The following is an 18,916-nucleotide window of genomic DNA, read 5'->3' on the forward strand; positions in this document are numbered from 1 at the left end:
TATATTCCATTCTGGCTTAGATACAAATTACGTTAAGTAGAGTATTTTTCTAATCTTTTCCCGGTTGCCCACAATCCAAACGAGATCTCCTAATTGGAAAGTTGCGTCTTTATCCAGGGTAATCAGTTCGTCATTTCGTTCAATAGCTACAACAATACTGTCATGCTTTTCTCCCAAATGAGACTGAGCGATGGTTTGGTTTAAAAAGCGGAATTCTTCGTCTACCGTGAAAGAGTGGAGAGTTATCTTTTTATCCACTGCATCCGTATCTGATGTGCTTTTTACATCTTCTATTCTATTTCTGAATCCCTGCAATTGTGTATCTGTACCAACTACAGTCAATTTATCCTGTGGATAGATGTGTTCAGAGCTTTTGGGTATATATATGTTCAAATCACCACGTGTGATTGCGACCACATTCACTCCAAAGTTTTGCCTGAATGAAAGTTCTCCTAAAGACTTGCCGATGTAATCGGAATAGGGCGATACAACGACAGATGTCAAATCGAGGTCTTTGTCATTGAACTCGCTATTGAAACTTGTTTTTAGCGGGTGCCGTTTTTTAGCAACCTCTTCCCGTCGGTTGAGATTGGCCAAGAATCTCGTTTCCAACCGTGAATATTGTGTGAGGTCTTCCTTAAGAATAAGAATCAGTGCCACTACAGCTATGGCGATAATCACACTTATTCCCCAGTTCAACTTGAAATAGCTGATAACTACGCTAGTGATAAAGAAAAGAGCAACAGATACCCGGCCTAAAACGAGAGAAACCAGTCGTCCGTGATTGTAATTCTCATCTCTCCATAGCTTCAGGAATAATTCGGAAGAGTTGTATTTGTTGGAGATGAGTGCCCACAAAAAAGGAGTCATAAGCAAAAGAGTGCCCAGACACATCACCAGATTAATCCATATGGTAACAGGAGTAAACATTTCACTGATGGCAGGATAAATAATTTGTATAGACAGCAGCCAGATAGCAGTGAGCAGTACGCTATAAATAATAACCCTGCCAATCATGTTTTTTAGTAATTTCTTCCAGTCGCTATCGTGGTTCATGGTCTTCTTGCCGGAAGCATAACGATCTAACGTCTCCTGTACTTTAGTAGGCAATATTTTGTAAAGCCATTCGGCAAAAGGATTGGCCAAACGGATAAAATAAGGAGTCGTGAAAGTGGTGATAACAGACACAGCCACAATGATCGGTGAAATAAACGGATCGAGCACTTTGAGCGAAACACCCAGTCCGGCGATGATGAAAGCAAACTCTCCGATTTGTGCCAGACTGAATCCGGATTTGATAGAAGTGTTCAGTGGTTCTCCGGATAAGAGTACGCCAAATGAAGAGAAAATGGCTTTGCCGATAATGGTAACCAGAGTAATGATGATAACAGGCCAGGCATATTCTACCAATACGGCCGGATTCACCAGCATACCGACCGATACGAAAAAAATAGCTCCGAAGAGGTCTTTTACCGGTTGTATGATATGTTCGATGTGCTCGGCTTCGATGGTTTCGGCAAGGATAGATCCCATGATAAATGCACCTAACGCTGTTGAAAAGCCTGTATAGGTGGCCAATACCACCATTCCCAGACAAAGACCAATCGAAACAATCAAAAGAGTCTCATTATTCATCAGCTTCTTTGCTTTTTTAAGAAAAGCCGGAATAACAAAGATACCGATGAGAAACCACAGGATTAAAAAGAAAACGACTTTGAGAACACTAATCAATAAATCTTCACCCACAAAGTCCTGACTTACCGCCATTGTAGAAAGAAGCACCATCATTAAAATGGCAATCAGGTCTTCTACTACCAGAGTACCGAATACGATGCCCGTAAAACGTTGGTTGCGTAACCCCAAATCATCAAAGGCCTTGATGATAATTGTGGTAGACGACATAGACAACATTCCTCCAAGAAAGATGGAATTCATCGTGCCCCATCCTAATAATTGTCCTACCAGAAAACCTATGAGCAACATACTGACGACTTCGGTGGTGGCCGTAATAAAAGCTGTGGAACCTACATTCATGAGCTTTTTAAAACTAAACTCCAGTCCAAGTGCGAAGAGCAGGAATATAACACCTATTTCCGCCCATATATTGATGTTTTCGATATCTCCCACTGTGGGGAAAATATTTATATAAGGCCCTGCTAGTAATCCGGCAATGATGTAACCTAAGACTAAAGGTTGTTTCATCCATTTGAACAGCAAGGTTATTACACTGGCCGATATTAATATTAGCGCAAGGTCGGCAATCAAAGTTGGCAAATGTGACATTTAGTGATGGATTTATTCATTTTTATATTCCTGATAGTTAGACAGAAAAGAACCAAGGGACATGGATGTTCAGCTCTTTTCTTTTGCGAGAGTGTCGGCTGTCAATTATTCATTATATTGTTTTCCTCTACAAAAAGAGGGAAACAATATAATAGATAGCTGCTGCCAAGAGTCCACTGACCGGAATTGTAAGAATCCAGGCAGTCATGAGGCTTTTTGTTATTCCCCAGCGAACGGCAGAGAGGCGTTTGGTCGCACCTACTCCGATGATTGCACCTGTGATAGTATGTGTTGTACTAACGGGGATTTTCAGCATTTCCGTGATATAGAGAGTGAAAGCACCGGCTGTTTCGGCAATCACTCCTTCCAATGGAGTTACTTTGGTGATTTTGGTTCCCATTGTCTTTACTATTTTCCAACCTCCGGACATGGTGCCGAGTGAGATGGCGGTGAAACACGAAAAAGCAACCCAGTCGGGAAGGTCATTGATGCTGTTGATACCCATACCCAATCCCATAGAATGGGCGGCTATCATGGCAGCGGCAATGATACCCATTACTTTTTGTGAGTCATTCAAACCATGTCCGACGCTGAAGAGAGCGGAAGAAACGAGCTGCAACCTTTTAAACCAAACTTCAGCTGTATGAGGATGTGCACGCCGGCAGATGTAAAGAACAAACAGAGTGAAACCGAAAGCAATCACCATTCCGATAAAAGGAGCCAGAAAAATGAAAGCTGCAATTTTAAGAATGATATTAAGTTGAATTGCTTCAAATCCGTTTGCCATAATGGCAGCTCCTGCAAATCCTCCGATAAGCGTATGTGACGATGAAGACGGGATACCTTTCCACCACGTTACCAGGTTCCAGGTGATGGCTGCTATGACTCCTGCCAATATAATAGGTAAAGTGATGTATTGTTCTACCACCGTCTTGGATACTGTATTGGCAATACCGAATCCGCCTATGATATATTTGGCAATGAAAAAAGCAACGAAATTGAAGAAAGCAGCCCATAATACGGCTTGAAAGGGAGTAAGCACCCTGGTAGATACGATTGTAGCTATTGAGTTTGCTGCATCGTGAAAGCCGTTGATATAATCAAATATCAGAGCCAGAATAATGATAGTCACTAATAATTCCATGTGTTCCGGCTTGCTTTATGCGTACTTTACAATCAGGTTTTTCAGAATCTTGCCTACGTGTTCTGCGGCATCGGTCGTTTTCTCCAGTTCATGCATGATTTCTTTAATTTTGATAAGTTCAATGCAATCCTTTTCTTCTTCAAATAGCTTGGTGATAAAGAATTCATATACGTCATCTGCCTGATTTTCGATTTCATGTAATCTTGAGCAATATTCCCGGAGAAGAATCGGTTTCTTACGGAATGTTTCAAGTTCGTCCATGGCTTTACAGATGTAGGTCGCTTCTTCCTGAATCAAACGGCTCAATTCTTTGCCATTTTCCGAGATAGGATGGGGATTGTAAATAGAGATCCGTTTGGCACAACTATTTATTCCGTCGATGACATCATCCATGCAGGAAGCTAAGTCATGAATATCTTCACGGTCGAAAGGAGTGATGAATGTAGTGCCCAATTCATCAAAAATCCGATGCGTCAGTTTGTCCCCTTCACGTTCCAGCTCTTTGATTTTCTTGTAGTAGTCTGCACGTTCTGTTGGTGAGTCATGTTGCAAGCTTTCTGTTAAAACAACGGATGCTTCACAAAGCACTTCTGAAAGTTGTTTCAGCAATGGGAAAAATTTGGGCTCCTTTGGAGTAAACCGGCTAAAAAAAGAATTTTTCATAAGTGTAAAAACTTTAAATTGTTTTTTCTTCTCTATTTATATTAGTAACAAATGAATACAGATTATAGTTTGGTGTTTTAAGATTTTAGTTTGGCTCGTACTACCTCTATGATTGCAGGCAATATAGAGATGAATATGATGGCAACAATCAGCAGTTTCAAGTTCTCCTGTACAAACGGAAGGTCTCCGAAGAAATAACCGGTGTAGCAGAAGATGCCAACCCAAGCCGCACCGCCCGCTAAATTATACATCATAAAATAGTAATAATTCATCTTTCCCATTCCTGCCACGAAGGGAGCAAACGTGCGAACTATCGGGACGAATCTGGCCAGAATAATTGTTTTCCCACCATATTTCTTATAAAACTCGTGTGTCCTCTCCAGATGGCTTTGTTTGAATATTCTGGAATTGGGATTATTGGAAAGCTTTCGACCGAAGAAATGTCCGATCATGTAATTGCAGGAATCGCCTAATACGGCAGCGGCAAATAAAATGATAACGAGTATATGTACACTGATAGGCATGTCAGGTAAGGCAGAAATGGCTCCGGCTACGAAGAGCAGAGAATCACCGGGAAGAAAAGGAGTGACCACTAATCCGGTTTCACAGAAGATTATAAAAAACAAAATGGCGTACGTCCAAGCATGATAATCATGTACAATCATAACCATATATTGATCGATATGAAGTATAAAATCCAATAAAAAGTCCATTTTATATACTTTGGTTGTTATGGTAAAAAAAGAATGTTATTGGCTTCCGGACCATAGTGAATACTCTTTTCACTTTAAATGGCGGAAGCAAACAGAAAGTGTGGCATAAAAGACTGGAATAATCTTATGCCGGAAAAAATATAAAATAGCTAAATGAGTATGTGACCTAATGAATAGATATGATATCTATCAGAATATTTAAAAAGATTGGTATAATATGAAAAACCTGTCCATTGGTTTTGAGGAAGCTGAATCTTCAGAGAGCTTAGTATACGGATAGTGGCAGAAGGAATATTGAATCGTAGTATCTTTAAAGGAGAGAGGTGGCGGAAGGAGAATGGATTTAAAACGCCATTATCGTTATTGTAATCTTGTTTTCCAGCGTATTCTTTTGTTTTGACTAGTTTCTGTTCTTTATCCAGCTGTATGATGCTGGTTTTGGAGGTGTATGAGTTGGTATAGGTTTGTGTACTGGTACTACCGGCTTCTAACCGGTATGCCTCTTGTGCTTCATCGGAAATCAGATGGAATCCCCAACTCAGAAATACGCCTAATAGTATACAGAATATGTACTTCATCATAACGGCCGTAAAGGTAGAAACTATTTTTATATGAAATACATATTCACAAGCATAATTAACAATTATAATTGTAGCTCTATCGGGAGGGATTCATTATAGTTATGTTAACTTCTGTTGTTTACAGTGAATACAGTAGTCGTAATGCGCAGTTCGCAGTTTTCCGCACTTGGGGCAGGTGTATTTATGATTTTGCCATATTAAGAAGTTTTCTTCTCCCTGTTCTTTTATGAATGTAAGATCATTAATTTGCCGGGAAAATTACTATTAATTTCCGGATATAATATTGGAATCTGATTTCTTTTCCTTTTTTTGTAAAAGCTGTAGGGTATTTCCGGTTTGAACGCTCTTATAAATAGAAACGCAATTTATTTACCTATAAAAAGCATCAGTATGAAGAATGTAGAAAAACACTTGGTTGGATGGCTATCAGTTTGTTTGCTGCTTTGTAGCTATCTTGTGTGGGCGCAAGGAGATGCCGGAGATTATCTTACGATCGTTGGTCTGGTGAAAGACAAGCAAAATAAAAAAGCTCTTTCGAACCTAAAGTTGTTCCTTTGCAGGAAGTAGTGATTCGTCGAAGTGAACCAAAGAAACTTTTGTAGGAGATGATTGAACGACGGGAACAGAACTATTCGCATGCTCCCGTGTATCTGACTACCTTTTATCGTGAAGGAGTTCAGTTGAAAAACAAATTTCAAAACTTGTCAGAAGCAGTGTTTAAGGTTTATAAGACATCCTCACATTCAGTTGTGCCGGATCAAGTGAAGCTATTGAAAATGAGTCGGCTAAGTAATGTGGAAGCGAAAGATAGCTTGCTTGTAAAAGTAAAGTCGGGTATTCAGGTCTGTATCCAGATGGATATTATAAAAGATTTCAAAGTGAAACAGGCCAAAATGCTGTTTGGCAGTCGTGATCTTCATATCTGGTTTGAGATGATTACTTGCAAAGTGGAAACTGGACAGGTAGTCGCGTTTCCCCGTACGGAAAGATTGCCTACCCGTACAATCTTCTCCGATACATCTTTCAATATGATGAGAACTTTTGGAAAGACTTTAATGTGATCCCATTGGAAGAAGAAATCAGCAAACTAATAGAAAAAATCTCTTTGAAGATAGAAGAAATAGGAGATTGATTTATTTTGCCATTCAACAGGATTGCTGTACCTTTGTACCCGGTTTAAAAGATTGTATGTTATGGAATTACCGAAAGATCCGATGATGTTGTTCAGTGTCATCAATATGAAGTTACGCGATTGTTATTCTTCACTTGACGAACTTTGTGAAGATATGAATGTGAACAAGGATGAATTAGTGAATCAGTTGAAAGCCGCAGGTTTTGAATATAGTGCGGAACACAATAAGTTCTGGTAATCATCTGTTTTACTTGTCTTAAAAATATAAGAGATTCCTCTATAGATTTATTGTCTATAGAGGAATCTCTTAATATTAGGTATTGTGTGAAAGCTACTTAGTAGCTACGTCTATTGCCCAATAAGCATTGGCATTAGTGGAGCCAACACCTTGTCCGTTTCGTGCGCCAAACATCTGTATACGTAGCAATCTGGCTTTTACATTCTTTGGGAATATGAATGTTTCATAATCAGATTTATTACTGCCTACTCCCGGCATAACTTGCATTCCCATTATATGTCCACGACCTAAATTGTCGGGTTGCCATGATGGGTTTTGGACTTTTTTCCAAGTATAGCCATCATTAGAAATCTCAAAATCAAAATAATATTGTCTTCTGATTTGCGTATTTCTGCCATAGCCGAGCGATACCTTTTCTATTTCCACAGGGGTGTCTCCTAAATAAAATTGTACGTATGGAGAACCTGATTGACTCCATAAAGTTTTGGGATTGCCATCTGTCAGTTTTTCCAATTGCTTGCTGCTTCCATTGGATGAGATTTTTTCTTTCGATACAAATCCATAAACTATCGTATAGACACTTGTTATCTTTCCATTTTTCGTAACAGTGAAAGTCATACCTCTACTATTTTCGTCTTTTTCTATACTGGTTCCCTTTTCTCCTTTGGCAGTCACTTGAGGTAATGTCTTGTAATCTAAAGCGATAGGAATAGTATAATTCAACACTTCTTTTTTGAAGTTTTCTAATTTTACTCCGTTGATGTTGATCTCACTTAAATAAGCAAACATATCGTTGAAACTGCCAGACTCATCTTTATAGGCCGGAATGTTCGATGAGTTTGTATTGTCTACAGCTTGTTGTCCCATTCTGTCCTTGAGCTGTTGTAGGTATAGGCTGGCCGGATTCATCTTTTTACCAACGCTGTATTCATATGCCTTAAAGTTTGGCACGTTTCCCGGATCTACTTCCGCCATGATAAACGGTAGGCGATCGTTTGCATCTGATTGTCCGAATAAATAGTTGGCTGCCAGCTGATTTTGGCTGATGATGAACTTACCTTCATTGTTATACAAGGTATAGTTTGCTCCCGACCAGCCATGAGCCGTTCCGTTATTCCAGCGGTTTTGCACATAGATACGTCCTTTGATATTATCGAACAATCCACCGGTTGACCATCGGAGATGTGGTTCGTTGGCATCGAATTGGTAATCACTCCGATCATTATAAAATACGTTTGGTCCCATCACTTGTCCCATGATAATAAAACCGTGGCGAGTATATCGGGCATAGTTGCGCTGATTTAGAACGAGTGACCCACCGGAGTTCGTAAAACTATATCGGCGCTCTCCACCCGTGCCACTGACAGGTTCAAGGCAATTGACATCTTGTACGGTTACCCATCTGGCTCCATCTGATATATTAACTGCTACGTCAATATGGTAATTAGTGATTCTTCTTACCCATATATTTTCAGCATTACCGATACGCACGGCTACTTGTGCGTGATATTCATCATCATACGATTTGTAATTTATTCCAAAGGCGGAGTTTTCTGCGGTAGTTGATTTATCAAAGCGGGAAAGAATTTGAATATTTTCAATGCCGACATTTTGTACTCTGTTGTCGGATGTAAAACGGGTAACAGTCGATACGCCATATTTCATATCCAATGGATCAACAATAGGTTCTACCAATGTAATTGTATTAGTTTGAGAATTGATAGATTTAATGGTACGTTCCTGATAAACATCCATATAAGAGTTCTCTAATTTTCCATTCACTGCCCATTGATTGGCGGAAGGTACGGATGGTGCGTCTGTAATGACATCCATTTTTAAATCTTGTGCCCATGAAGCATTAATAATTCGGTTAATACGTATATTATCTCCAGCTTTTAATCCTTCGACTGTTTGCAGCCTGATAGTACGTGTACCGGCAGGAACATATTGATCTGCTATTTCTATTGTCTTTTCAGTGTTGATATTTCCACCGGCAAAATTGAATACGGCAACATTTTTATTGTATGAGTCGGCTACCCATGTGGCTACTACTTTGGTAACATTCTTTTCTGCTTTTTCTGATTGTTCATAATCAAACCAGTTATTTGGACCAAGTGGTTTGGAATGTTGTTTTATATTTTCGTGTCCGTCACCTTCTCCTTTAATAACAATTCCGCTTTTATCAATTTTGATTGATTGGCTGACACGGAATGTTCCTGCTTTTAGTAAAATAGCTCCTCTAAATCCATTTTCGTCTGGCTGGAGGCGTCCCAACATATTAATAGCATTTTGAATACGTTCCGTATCATCTGCATTCTGATCAGCGGAAGGTTCCAAGATGACACGAACAGGGACGTTCGGAATTTCCACGCCACCACCTTTGTAACCTACATTGGAGTAATCTATCACTGTATTTCCTTTGTAATCCGGTATATAGACAAGCCGACCTTCCTGCATATAGATAGCAGGGTAAGGGCTCTCATAGGTATACGAGGAAATATCTTCTTTTATGGAAGTAAAGTAATAGGAGTCATAAATGGTTTTATCGCTGGTTATGGCAAATTCCATATGATATGTTCCCAATGCATCAGCTAACCTGTCAATGTCAATTTTGTAAGTATCTCCTTTCTTTATATGAATCGGTTTTAAAGCATATATTACTTTACCGTCAGGAGCCATCAGATTTCCTGTCACAGAAATATCCTTTTGCGCTATAATATGATAAGATGGTACATGAGTCCCTTGTTGAATAACTGCCGGTCGTCCCACCATTATATTCATTTTGTCATAATCGGGTTTTATTCTGGCTGCATCAAAAGTGGGATAAGATGGTTGCGGGAGTGCGCCATCAACTAATTGTTTTTGGAACACAAATAGATTGTAAATCTCAATAAAACGATTGGCCAGTTTACCACTTACCATCACATACCTTGCTTTTATTACTTCAGGGAATGAGTGAATGAAAACCTTGTTTCCATTGGCATCAGGCAGTTCATCTACATTTTGCGAATGTATGATTGTCCATCCTTTAGGAGCACTGTATCCGTTCAACCCATCAGAACCGCTGTCCTTAGCATTAGAAAGTTTATTCCATTTATTTAAGTCATTTGTGTAGGCAATCTGATAAACTCCATCTACTAATCGTTTCTTTAGATTAGCAACAGAAGTTCCCCAGGCCACTCCGATGGAATGAATATCTTTTTCTTCTCCCAAGTCTAAGGCTAGCCAGAAAGTCTCTTTTCCTTCACTGTTTGCTTGAGAGCCATCTACTTGATAACCACTTCCTGATGTTCCTGTAGAGTTGCCGTCAAAAGCTTTTTCGACTGTACAATTCTTGCGGTAAGTACTGACCTTAATCTTTTGTGGATCAGGATTAAGAGCAAGATTAATCAGTTCGTATCTTTTGACATTGATGGAATAAGTTTCTTTTGTTTTACCATTACTTATGATTAACAGATCTTTATTCTGTATCTCTTCTATATCCGTTCTGGGAACTCCATTCGAATCTGTTACTCTCATAGATAGCCCTTGAGGGATATTGATTTGCTCATTCAGTTGATAAGGGCTGGTATTCGTTAATAGAGTCAGAGTCTTTGTCTTCTCATTGAATTCCAGAATATTAGGATGCAAGGACTTTAAAACAAAAGACAAACCACCCTCACTTTGGAGGTTGGCTTGTATCATTGTTGTTTCGGGAGGAGCCATTTTTACACCAAGTGGCTTTCCTTTACTTATTTCTTTGAAAGATTTGGTATCTTCCATTACTTGCTTTAACTTCTTGATAAATTCAATCGTCTCTTCGTAAGGAGGGGTCTTTAAGGAAGTTGGGGAACCAGAGTCTTTACTGATCCATAACAACTCTATAGGAATGTATCCTCTATATGGACTTTTACGAATATCTCTAATCAAGCGGTTTAAGTCCATTAGCTCTTGTGTTTCTGCTCCTGCCGGTTTTTTCTTTATCTGAAAATTGTTGGAGTAAGGCAGTACAAGGGCAATATCCCTGTACCAATCGTACTTGGTAGCATCGGTATTCAGAAAATCACGATAGAATCCTGTATCATTTACAATACCGACATTGTCACAATCAACCCATTTTAATAATTGTATTACTTGGTTGGCGGTGGCAAGCATATCGCCATGATTTTGTACTCCGATGCGTACGTCCGGATAATTCTTTTGGGCATACATGGCAACCTCACGGATATGTGGGGCTATTCGTTCCCTTGCAATTTTCTCCCATCCTTCACGACGAATATCTGCAGGAGGCGGACCTGCGAAAATGCGTAGTACGGGAGCTCCCATTTCGTGAGCGATTTTAATCCAGTATTTAATTCTTTCAACATCCATTTTTCGGCGTGCCTCATTAGGATCGGCAAAGTTGTTTTGAATGCCTGTACCACTAATGGCTATGTTCAATTCTGAACAGAGCTTCTTAATGTTCTTTGCATATTTGATTATTTCAGAGTCCGGTCGGGTAGGCATTGCTGTATTGCTATACCCCGGAATATAGTAACAGGTGACATCTACCGCATCAAAACCAACCTTTGCTGCCCATTTAATAGCATCCAGTGTACTTAATTGCGGAGCCACTGTGGAGTTGTTTATCCAAGCGTTGATATTTGTATTGAATGTATACATGTTCAAGCTTAGTTTATAATCTCCCGAGTAATAATCTCCCGAGTAATCTTTATCTGTACGGTCAAAATGTGGCAGAAGTTGATCGCGCAATGGGTCGTAAGCCGAATCATTGTATTCAGCTGCCTGTTGAATGGCAGGTAATTTATCTCCATTATCGGCAACGAAGTTGAAAGCACTCCAGTCTACAGACCCACAGTTTTCCACTTTCATGAATTCGTCATATACTTTGCGACTAGGTATATGAATGACCATTTTAGTTACTCGCTCGAACCATAGTCCTTCTTTTCCTTCGGGCCTTTTTAAAGCTGGAGGAGCATTGAGATATAGTTCTGATAAATTAGTACAGTAATAGAACATTCGTGGATCAGCATGTTTCAGTTTAGGGAGTCTTGCAATTCTTAGCTGACTATTGTTTGAGCCTTTTGGCTGTGCGAATGCTTGTACACCGGTCTTTTCTACATTTGGGAAATTAATAGTTTCAAGTTTTTCACAACCACTGAAAGCTTTAAGTCCTATTTCTTTTGCTTGGGTTGCCTTTACTTTTTTTAGATTGGGCATCCCGTCAAAAGCTCCTTTGGGGATAATACCATTAGTAAAATTGGCTGTTCCTTCAATAGTTAGCTCTTCCAGCCCAGTTAAACTTTTCTTTATGAACTTGCAATCATCCGGAGTTAATTCTCCGGCTTGGATAATTAATGTCCTTAGTTGGCTGTAATTGTTTCCAAATTTAGCGTCTATTTTGGATTGCAATTTTCCACCCGACAAAGATTTGTCAGTAAGAACTAATTTGTCTGATGAGGACTTTATAGTTTCAGTTATAAAGTCCGGAATACTAAATGTCTTGTTAACATAAGCAGCTGACAATGCAACCGCGAATAACAATGCAAATGCAGAGCCGATTATTTTTTTCTTCATTATGTTGTGAAATTAGTTATTTATTTCTGAAATGCTAGCGTCTTTACTCTTCATAGCCGATTAAATAAAATTCAGCCATTTCTATTGTTGAACTGCTTTGTTTGTTCCAGTCTGTTATTTCAACTTTTATATATCGGTAGGTATGAGCTGTGCTTCCTTTTAAATCTATTTCTCCGGAATCAGAACCAGCTGTTTCTGAGTTGGGTATTGGAACATTCTCTTTAATCATTTCCCAAGCTCCACTGTCAGAGTTTTTTCCATATATTGTAACAGCTTTAACACATGCTCGTGAATTTCTACCTTCAGGTTGGATAACTTTGAATGAAAGAAATTCATTATTGTTATTTCTATCAATTACAAAATATGAATTATTGGTGTCATCCTCCGGTCTGTTTTTTCCTCCTGGTTTATCGAATTTTATTGTTGATGCTTTATCCTCATCAATTACTCTAGCCCTCACAATTTCTGCGGTTTCGTCCCCTGATAGAGTCAAGTATTCATCAGATTCTGTTACTATCCAATTTTCTCTATTTAGTATTACAGGTACTTTGATCGGAATGTCTTTGACTTCAAGTGCTGCGGATATTTTGATAATCGGATTCTCCGAGCTTGTAATCGTGATTGTCGCTGTTCCTGGCGCAAGTGCTTTAATGATACCAAATTCATCAATTTCTGCAACCTCTTCTTTATCTATTGAATAGGTAACATTGGGGTTTGTTGCATCTTCGGGGGTAATAATCACGTGCTCTGATAAATTGAATGTTTGTCCGGGGCTCTCAATGATAATACCATCCTTTATGTCTTCAGAAAGAGTGATGTTTTCTACTGAAACTTTTCCTGCTACTACATTTACAGTAAATGCAAACCCTAATTTGGAATTATGTGAAGGAATCACATTGATTGTTGTTTCACCTACTTTAATGGCAGTGATGACGCCTTCTTCGCTGACTGTTGCTATAGCCTCGTTTGATGATTTGTATTGGAAGGTGTATTCTTCTTTGTCTATAGCATCCTCAGGGTATAAGTTCAGTCGAATTGTGAAACTGGCATTTCGTTCGAGGTTGAGAGTGCTTCCTTGTATGTCATCAGCTTTAATCCATATTACTTTATCATCTTCTTTAGAAGAATCCGCAGGATCTTCATTACAACTGATTAAAGTTGCAATGCAAACAAAAAATAGAAAATTTAATAAATAAGTTGTCTTCCTCATGGCTATAACTCTTATAATGATTATAATACCAAAAGGCTTAATGAATGGTTTTTATAATAGGAGTAATGCAACAACACTGCGACTGTGTATTACTGTGTATTATATTCAGGCACTGCAAAGATATAGATAAATATTTAAAAGCCAAATCTTTCGTCTCTTTTTTTATTTCTCCTTATTTTTTTTATATCTTGCATACTTTAAATTAATTATTGGTGCCTTATGTGTTGCTATATTTGTTGTTTGTTGTGTTCGTGCACATTTTTTGTTTAAAGAAAAATATATTCGTTTATTTGATTGATATATAGTGTATTGTGCTCTTTGTTTCTGCGTTTTAATTAATCTGATGAAAAAAAATAATAGCAAAAATATACTTGGTTTCAAATAAAATCATATATTTGCAACACAAATACACAACTTTTGCTTTTGTTTGTGTGTGTTCGTGCACACTATTCAGGCGTAATCAAGAGATTGTAACTTAAAAATGCAGCCAGAGGGCTTAATGATGGTTAGTGATTCGAAGGTGAGAGTTTGGGGTTTGTATAGGAAATAAATATTTTATTAAAACATTAAGAATCTTTATTTAATGGAAAACAGGCTAATACACTTATGGAAAACAGATTGTCTGCTGATTCGATTGCTGTGTGTGGTAATTTTAATATCATGGGCAAATGTGGAGGCTGGTGCTCAACAGAAAAAGGTGGAGCGGGCTATAAAGGGGGTTGTTTTGGATAGTGACACGAATGAACCTCTGATCGGAGTGAATATAACATTCAAGGAAATAAAGACTGGAACTATAACGGATGTTGATGGGAATTTTTCTTTGCCTATAGATAAGCAGAGAAAAGTATATAATCTCGTCTTTTCTTACATTGGATATCAAACAAAGGAGATAGCTTGTGCGGGAAATGAACCATTGATTATAAAACTGTCGCAGCAGGCTCAGGCGTTGGAGCAGGTGGTTGTGGTTGGTTACGGTGTTCAGAAAAAAAGTGATGTAACGGGGTCGGTAGCTACGGTTTCTAAAGATCGTATTGAAAATACTATAACTACGGATATCTCCCAGTTGTTACAAGGTGCGGTTCCTGGATTGAATGTAATGTCGCAGGCTGCAGGAGCGGATCCAAGCAGTGGGACTGTTATGTTGGTTCGTGGTCGAAATTCTATTAGTGCTAATAATGAGCCGTTAATAATATTGGATGGAGCACCTTATTACGGAAGTCTTTCTGAAATTGGGACTAATGAAATAGAGAGCATTAATGTGTTGAAAGATGCTTCTTCGGCTGCTATATATGGTGCACGTGCGGCGGCGGGAGTTATTTTGATTGAAACAAAGAAGGGGGTTAAGGGAAAAATTAAAGTTTCCTTTGATGGCTTTTATGGAATACAGAAGGTTGCCAATTATCCGGATTTGATGAATGGTGAACAATATCTGAATTATAAGAATGGATGGACGAATGATGATGCTAATGATGAAGATGCTGCGTTGACTGATTTTGAAAAGGCAGTTTATCAGAGCGGTTCTTATAAGGATTGGTCGTGGAAAGATTTGATTGTAAAAACAGGTCATACCAAGAATTTTAAATTGGGGGTTTCCGGTGGTGGAGATTATACACGTTTTAATTTTAATGCTTCCTATTTGGGTACGGACGGTATTGTGATAAATGATGAATATAAACGGTTGAATACCAGACTGAATGTCACGACGGATATTAACAAATGGATTCGTATGGGGAATAGTGTTGGTTGGACTTATATTGACAGGAGTGGCGCTAAACCGCCTTTTGTGGATGTGTTTAATAAATCTCCGCTTGCAAAACCATTCAATGATGATGGAACAGTTAATATAAATCCAACAGGTGAGGATACTAAAATCAATCCTTTGGAATGTTATTTATATGATGATTTGAATGTAAATTATGCTCTCACAGCTACTAACTATCTGGAGATTAAGATTCCGGGTGTGAAGGGACTTTTGTATAAATTGAATACGAATGTTCAATATGGCGCTGGAAAACAATATTGGTATCGGGGTTCTAATACAAAGAAGAGTGGTGCTTTTGGTGGAGAGGGAGAAATGGCTAATACCATGAAGTATTCTTATCTGGTAGAAAATATTGTGAGTTATCAACATACGTTTGCTCAAAAACACGAATTGTTTTTAACGGGGCTTTTTAGCTTTGAGGAAAGTCATAAAGAAGGGACGACAATTATGGCTAAGGGGTTTAGTGGAGATGATCGTTCTTATTATGGTATTCATGATGCTCAAGAGGTTAAGGTAGAACCGTTTGTGAACGATAAAACCCGTTTACATTCATATATGGCTCGTGTTAACTATGCGTATGATAGTCGTTATTTGTTTACGGCTACTGTAAGACGCGATGCGTCTTCTGCATTGGGGCAATATAAACATTGGGGTACATTTCCTTCTATGGCTTTGGGATGGAATATTCATAATGAGAAATTTTATGCTCCCATAAAAGAGGTTATGAGTACTTTAAAACTTCGGTTGTCGGTTGGTAAGAATGGGCAGAGCGGGTTGTCGCCTTACTCTACTCTCCCTATTATGTCAGATAATGGATATACGAATGGAAGTTCTCCTCTTCCCGGTTATATTCCCGGCACTATTGGTTCTCCTAATTTGGGTTGGGAAGTCATGACTTCCTATAATGTAGGGTTGGATTTTGGTTTTTTGCGTTCCAGAATTACCGGTGAATTTAATCTTTATAAAAATATGAATAAGGATTTGCTTCTGAAGCGTACGATATCTTCTGTACATGGTATTAGTGAAGTTATGCAGAATATCGGTAGAACGGAAAATCGCGGAGTGGAGTTGTCTTTAAGTTCGAATAATATTACGTTGAAAAATTTCTCTTGGCATACAGGGCTTAGCTTGGCATGGAATGATAATAAAATAAAAGAGCTGTATGGAGATGGCTTATCGGATATTACCAATAAATGGTTTATAGGGCATCCTGTATTAAGTAATTTTGATTACAAAATTATTGGAACGTGGCAGTTGGGTGAAGAGGAAGAAGCAGCTAAATATGGTGCTAAACCTGGTTATGCGAAGTATGAAGATCTTAATAAGAATGGTGAGATAGATCCGGATGACCGGCAAATTTTGGGTTCTTCTGAGCCGGACTTTACTTGGAGCTTGTCAAATACACTGAAATACAAAGATTTCTCTTTGTTTGTATTGTTGTATGGAGTTTCAGGGTCAACTAAAGCTAATCCGTTTAAAGATAAGACCTATTTGATTAATCATAATTTTTGGACTGTGGATAATCCTACCAATGAATATTGGAGTACAGAGAAAAATGCAAATAAGTATATTGCAAATAAATCTATAAGTCCGAGTAGTTATGAGAGTGCAGATTTTATGAGGATTAAGGATGTGACACTGACTTATACGCTTCCAACACGTATTGTGACTAAAATGGGCTTGAGTAAATTAGCGGTCTATTTTACTGGAAAGAATCTGTTAACGGTGACGGGATGGGAAGGTATGGATCCGGAATTTGATACTCAACGTGCAATTCCGGTTAGTCGTGAGTATTCATTTGGTATTAATCTGGCATTTTAAATACTGGCAATATGAAAAAAGGAAAATATACCCTGTTTTGGGGAATGATTGTTGTATTGGGGTTTTCTTCTTGTCAAAATGATCTTTTGAATGAAGAACCGAAGCATCTGTATACGGCTGATCGACTTTATACGAGTCTGGAAGGGTATGAAAATGGTTTGAATGGGCTTTATGCAGAGGTGAGAAAAGAGTTTGAAGGGATGAATTATACGACCAATTTCGGTACGGTAGATTTGCGTAATGTGCTGTTTACTGTTGGTACGGATAATATGGCGACCGGGAGTAATAAGGGGAATGTGCATAGGATGTTGAATAGCTGGGGCGTAGCAAATCATCCTTCTTATAAAGATTTTGATAAGTATTTTTTGTGGTTCTATGAAACGATAAATGCGGCTAATGCTATTTTGGACAGGGCTCCGTATTCTGATATTAGTTGGGATGATGGAAGCGGTAGCAGTCAATATTATAGGGTGATGGCTGAAGCTAAGTTGTTCAGGGCATGGGCGTATCGGCATTTGAGTTATTTATGGGGGCCGGTTCCAATTGTTACTACAGAATCTACGGATGCTATTCGTACGGATTTCGTGCGGGAGCCAGTTGAGAAAGTACGCCGTTTTATTATTGAAGATTTGGAATTTGCAGCAGAATACTTGCCGTGGATCCCTTCTCGGGCAGGTACAATGACAAAAGGAGTGGCTATGACTTATTTGGCGGAGATGTATTTGGCACTTGGTGATGCGGAAACTGCATACAAGTGGGCAAATAAATGTATTACGGAAGGTCCGTATGCTATTCAGAGGAGTAAGCGTAGTACGGACAAGTCTGTGTTTATGGGTATGTTTCAACCTGAAAATATAAATAGTTCTAATCCGGAGATTTTGTGGGAGTTGAAGTGGGCAAGAGGAATTGTCGGTGGTGGTGAGAATATTATGCGTCATGAGTCTACGTTGCGTTATGGAAATACAAAATGGAAAGGTGCGGATGGGTTAACGCTGGGATATACAGAGGAGCGCGGCGGACGTGGATGGCATCGGATGAGTATATTGAAAAATACGTTGTTGTTATATTACAGTTCAAGTAAAGATGCGAATCCTGCTAACGGGCAGATTGATGAGCGTGGAAATGAATATGCAATTGGTCAATACTTTGTGCTGACGGATGCTGATAAACTGACGGATGGTAATGGAAATGATATTATGAATGCTACGGAGGGACGTCCATGGAAAATAGGGGATAAACTCTGGATCGGAGCGTCGAAAGATGCATCTGTTAAAACTACAAGTGGTGGATATGATTATAATAACTTGAGTGATACTAAGGTTACGTCTAATAATCATCCATATCCATTGAAATTTGCTTTTTGTGATGTTGGGTATCCGGAGAATACGGAATCTCATTTTTCTCAAATTTATATGCGGTTGGCGGAGACGTTGTTGTTAAGGGCAGAGGCTTCTATTAGATTGGGTGATTTGGCATCGGCGGTTAGTGATATAAATGAGCTGAGGGATAGGGCTAATGCGAAAGCAATTACTGCGGCAGATTTGGGGGCTTCTTTGGAAGAACAGTTGAATTTTATATTGGATGAGCGTAGTAGAGAACTATTGTTGGAAGAACATCGCAGATATACATTGCTTCGTATGGGGGGTAAGGATTTTATGTATCCTCGAATTAAGGCGTATAATCCTATTGATGGAACAAACTTTGCTTTAAGAGATACTATCTTTCCGATACCGCAAACTGTTATTGATGCTAATCGTACTTTGTATATGCCGCAAAACCCGGGCTATACATCAGCGAGTGAATGATAGAATTG

At 38.8% G+C, this 18,916-nt stretch carries 10 protein-coding genes and 2 pseudogenes; 5 read left to right on the top strand and 7 right to left on the bottom strand.

All coding sequences use genetic code 11. The annotated features are described in order from the left end of the window. Positions 1–27 precede the first annotated feature (27 nt). The 5 genes from I2I04_RS10150 to I2I04_RS10170 all read right to left on the bottom strand — a co-directional run bounded on the left by I2I04_RS10150 (position 28) and on the right by I2I04_RS10170 (position 5,384). Positions 28–2,283, bottom strand: a complete 2,256-nt coding sequence (locus I2I04_RS10150; protein ID WP_195654945.1) for a cation:proton antiporter — start codon at positions 2,281–2,283, stop codon at positions 28–30. Between the two features lie 127 nt (positions 2,284–2,410). Next, positions 2,411–3,427 carry an inorganic phosphate transporter gene (locus tag I2I04_RS10155; RefSeq protein WP_008644519.1) on the bottom strand — a complete coding sequence of 339 codons (1,017 nt, stop codon included), beginning with the start codon at positions 3,425–3,427 and terminating at the stop codon, positions 2,411–2,413. A gap of 15 nt (positions 3,428–3,442) precedes the next feature. Next, positions 3,443–4,090, bottom strand: a complete 648-nt coding sequence (locus I2I04_RS10160; protein WP_143260367.1) for a DUF47 domain-containing protein — start codon at positions 4,088–4,090, stop codon at positions 3,443–3,445. A gap of 77 nt (positions 4,091–4,167) precedes the next feature. Continuing rightward, complete coding sequence (locus tag I2I04_RS10165; protein WP_195471229.1) at positions 4,168–4,803, bottom strand: DedA family protein; 636 nt, start codon at positions 4,801–4,803, stop codon at positions 4,168–4,170. A 149-nt stretch (positions 4,804–4,952) separates the two neighbouring features. Then, the gene (locus I2I04_RS10170; RefSeq protein ID WP_195654946.1) at positions 4,953–5,384 is read right to left on the bottom strand and encodes a hypothetical protein; all 432 of its coding nucleotides are present in this window, start codon (positions 5,382–5,384) and stop codon (positions 4,953–4,955) included. A 390-nt stretch (positions 5,385–5,774) separates the two neighbouring features. On the opposite strand from I2I04_RS10170, the pseudogene I2I04_RS10175 reads away from it, so the two are divergent. The 3 genes and pseudogenes from I2I04_RS10175 to I2I04_RS10185 all read left to right on the top strand — a co-directional run. Then, positions 5,775–5,933 (top strand): annotated as a pseudogene (locus I2I04_RS10175) (carboxypeptidase-like regulatory domain-containing protein); the annotation flags it as partial. Further along, a pseudogene (locus I2I04_RS10180) lies at positions 5,915–6,516 on the top strand (carboxypeptidase-like regulatory domain-containing protein); the annotation flags it as partial. The pseudogenes I2I04_RS10175 and I2I04_RS10180, both read left to right, overlap by 19 nt. Before the next feature lie 61 nt (positions 6,517–6,577). Next, positions 6,578–6,754, top strand: a complete 177-nt coding sequence (locus I2I04_RS10185; protein WP_004316890.1) for a DUF4250 domain-containing protein — start codon at positions 6,578–6,580, stop codon at positions 6,752–6,754. Positions 6,755–6,847: 93 nt separating this feature from the next. On the opposite strand, the gene I2I04_RS10190 is transcribed toward I2I04_RS10185, so the two are convergent. Further along, positions 6,848–12,310: a TIM barrel protein gene (locus I2I04_RS10190; RefSeq protein ID WP_195654948.1), complete on the bottom strand. Its 5,463-nt coding sequence runs from the start codon at positions 12,308–12,310 to the stop codon at positions 6,848–6,850. Between the two features lie 43 nt (positions 12,311–12,353). Then, positions 12,354–13,520, bottom strand: coding sequence for an Ig-like domain-containing protein (locus I2I04_RS10195; protein ID WP_195654949.1), 1,167 nt, complete (start codon positions 13,518–13,520; stop codon positions 12,354–12,356). 583 nt (positions 13,521–14,103) lie between these two features. Between I2I04_RS10195 and I2I04_RS10200 the strand changes: the two genes are divergently transcribed. Together I2I04_RS10200 and I2I04_RS10205 are read left to right on the top strand one after the other, a co-directional pair. Then, positions 14,104–17,103, top strand: a complete 3,000-nt coding sequence (locus I2I04_RS10200) for a SusC/RagA family TonB-linked outer membrane protein (protein WP_195654950.1) — start codon at positions 14,104–14,106, stop codon at positions 17,101–17,103. Between the two features lie 11 nt (positions 17,104–17,114). Further along, positions 17,115–18,908: a RagB/SusD family nutrient uptake outer membrane protein gene (locus I2I04_RS10205; RefSeq protein WP_195654951.1), complete on the top strand. Its 1,794-nt coding sequence runs from the start codon at positions 17,115–17,117 to the stop codon at positions 18,906–18,908. Positions 18,909–18,916 lie beyond the last annotated feature (8 nt).

Origin of the sequence: Bacteroides sp. 1001136B_160425_E2 (assembly GCF_015559655.1) — a bacterium.
Classification (GTDB): Bacteria; Bacteroidota; Bacteroidia; order Bacteroidales; family Bacteroidaceae; genus Bacteroides; species Bacteroides luhongzhouii.

Coding starts and splice junctions, on each gene's coding strand:
- I2I04_RS10170 (WP_195654946.1), bottom strand. CDS start 5,384: ATGATGAAGTACATATTCTGTATACTATTAGGCGTATTTCTGAGTTGG.
- I2I04_RS10160 (WP_143260367.1), bottom strand. CDS start 4,090: ATGAAAAATTCTTTTTTTAGCCGGTTTACTCCAAAGGAGCCCAAATTT.
- I2I04_RS10195 (WP_195654949.1), bottom strand. CDS start 13,520: ATGAGGAAGACAACTTATTTATTAAATTTTCTATTTTTTGTTTGCATT.
- I2I04_RS10150 (WP_195654945.1), bottom strand. CDS start 2,283: ATGTCACATTTGCCAACTTTGATTGCCGACCTTGCGCTAATATTAATA.
- I2I04_RS10190 (WP_195654948.1), bottom strand. CDS start 12,310: ATGAAGAAAAAAATAATCGGCTCTGCATTTGCATTGTTATTCGCGGTT.
- I2I04_RS10205 (WP_195654951.1), top strand. CDS start 17,115: ATGAAAAAAGGAAAATATACCCTGTTTTGGGGAATGATTGTTGTATTG.
- I2I04_RS10155 (WP_008644519.1), bottom strand. CDS start 3,427: ATGGAATTATTAGTGACTATCATTATTCTGGCTCTGATATTTGATTAT.
- I2I04_RS10185 (WP_004316890.1), top strand. CDS start 6,578: ATGGAATTACCGAAAGATCCGATGATGTTGTTCAGTGTCATCAATATG.
- I2I04_RS10165 (WP_195471229.1), bottom strand. CDS start 4,803: ATGGACTTTTTATTGGATTTTATACTTCATATCGATCAATATATGGTT.
- I2I04_RS10200 (WP_195654950.1), top strand. CDS start 14,104: ATGGAAAACAGGCTAATACACTTATGGAAAACAGATTGTCTGCTGATT.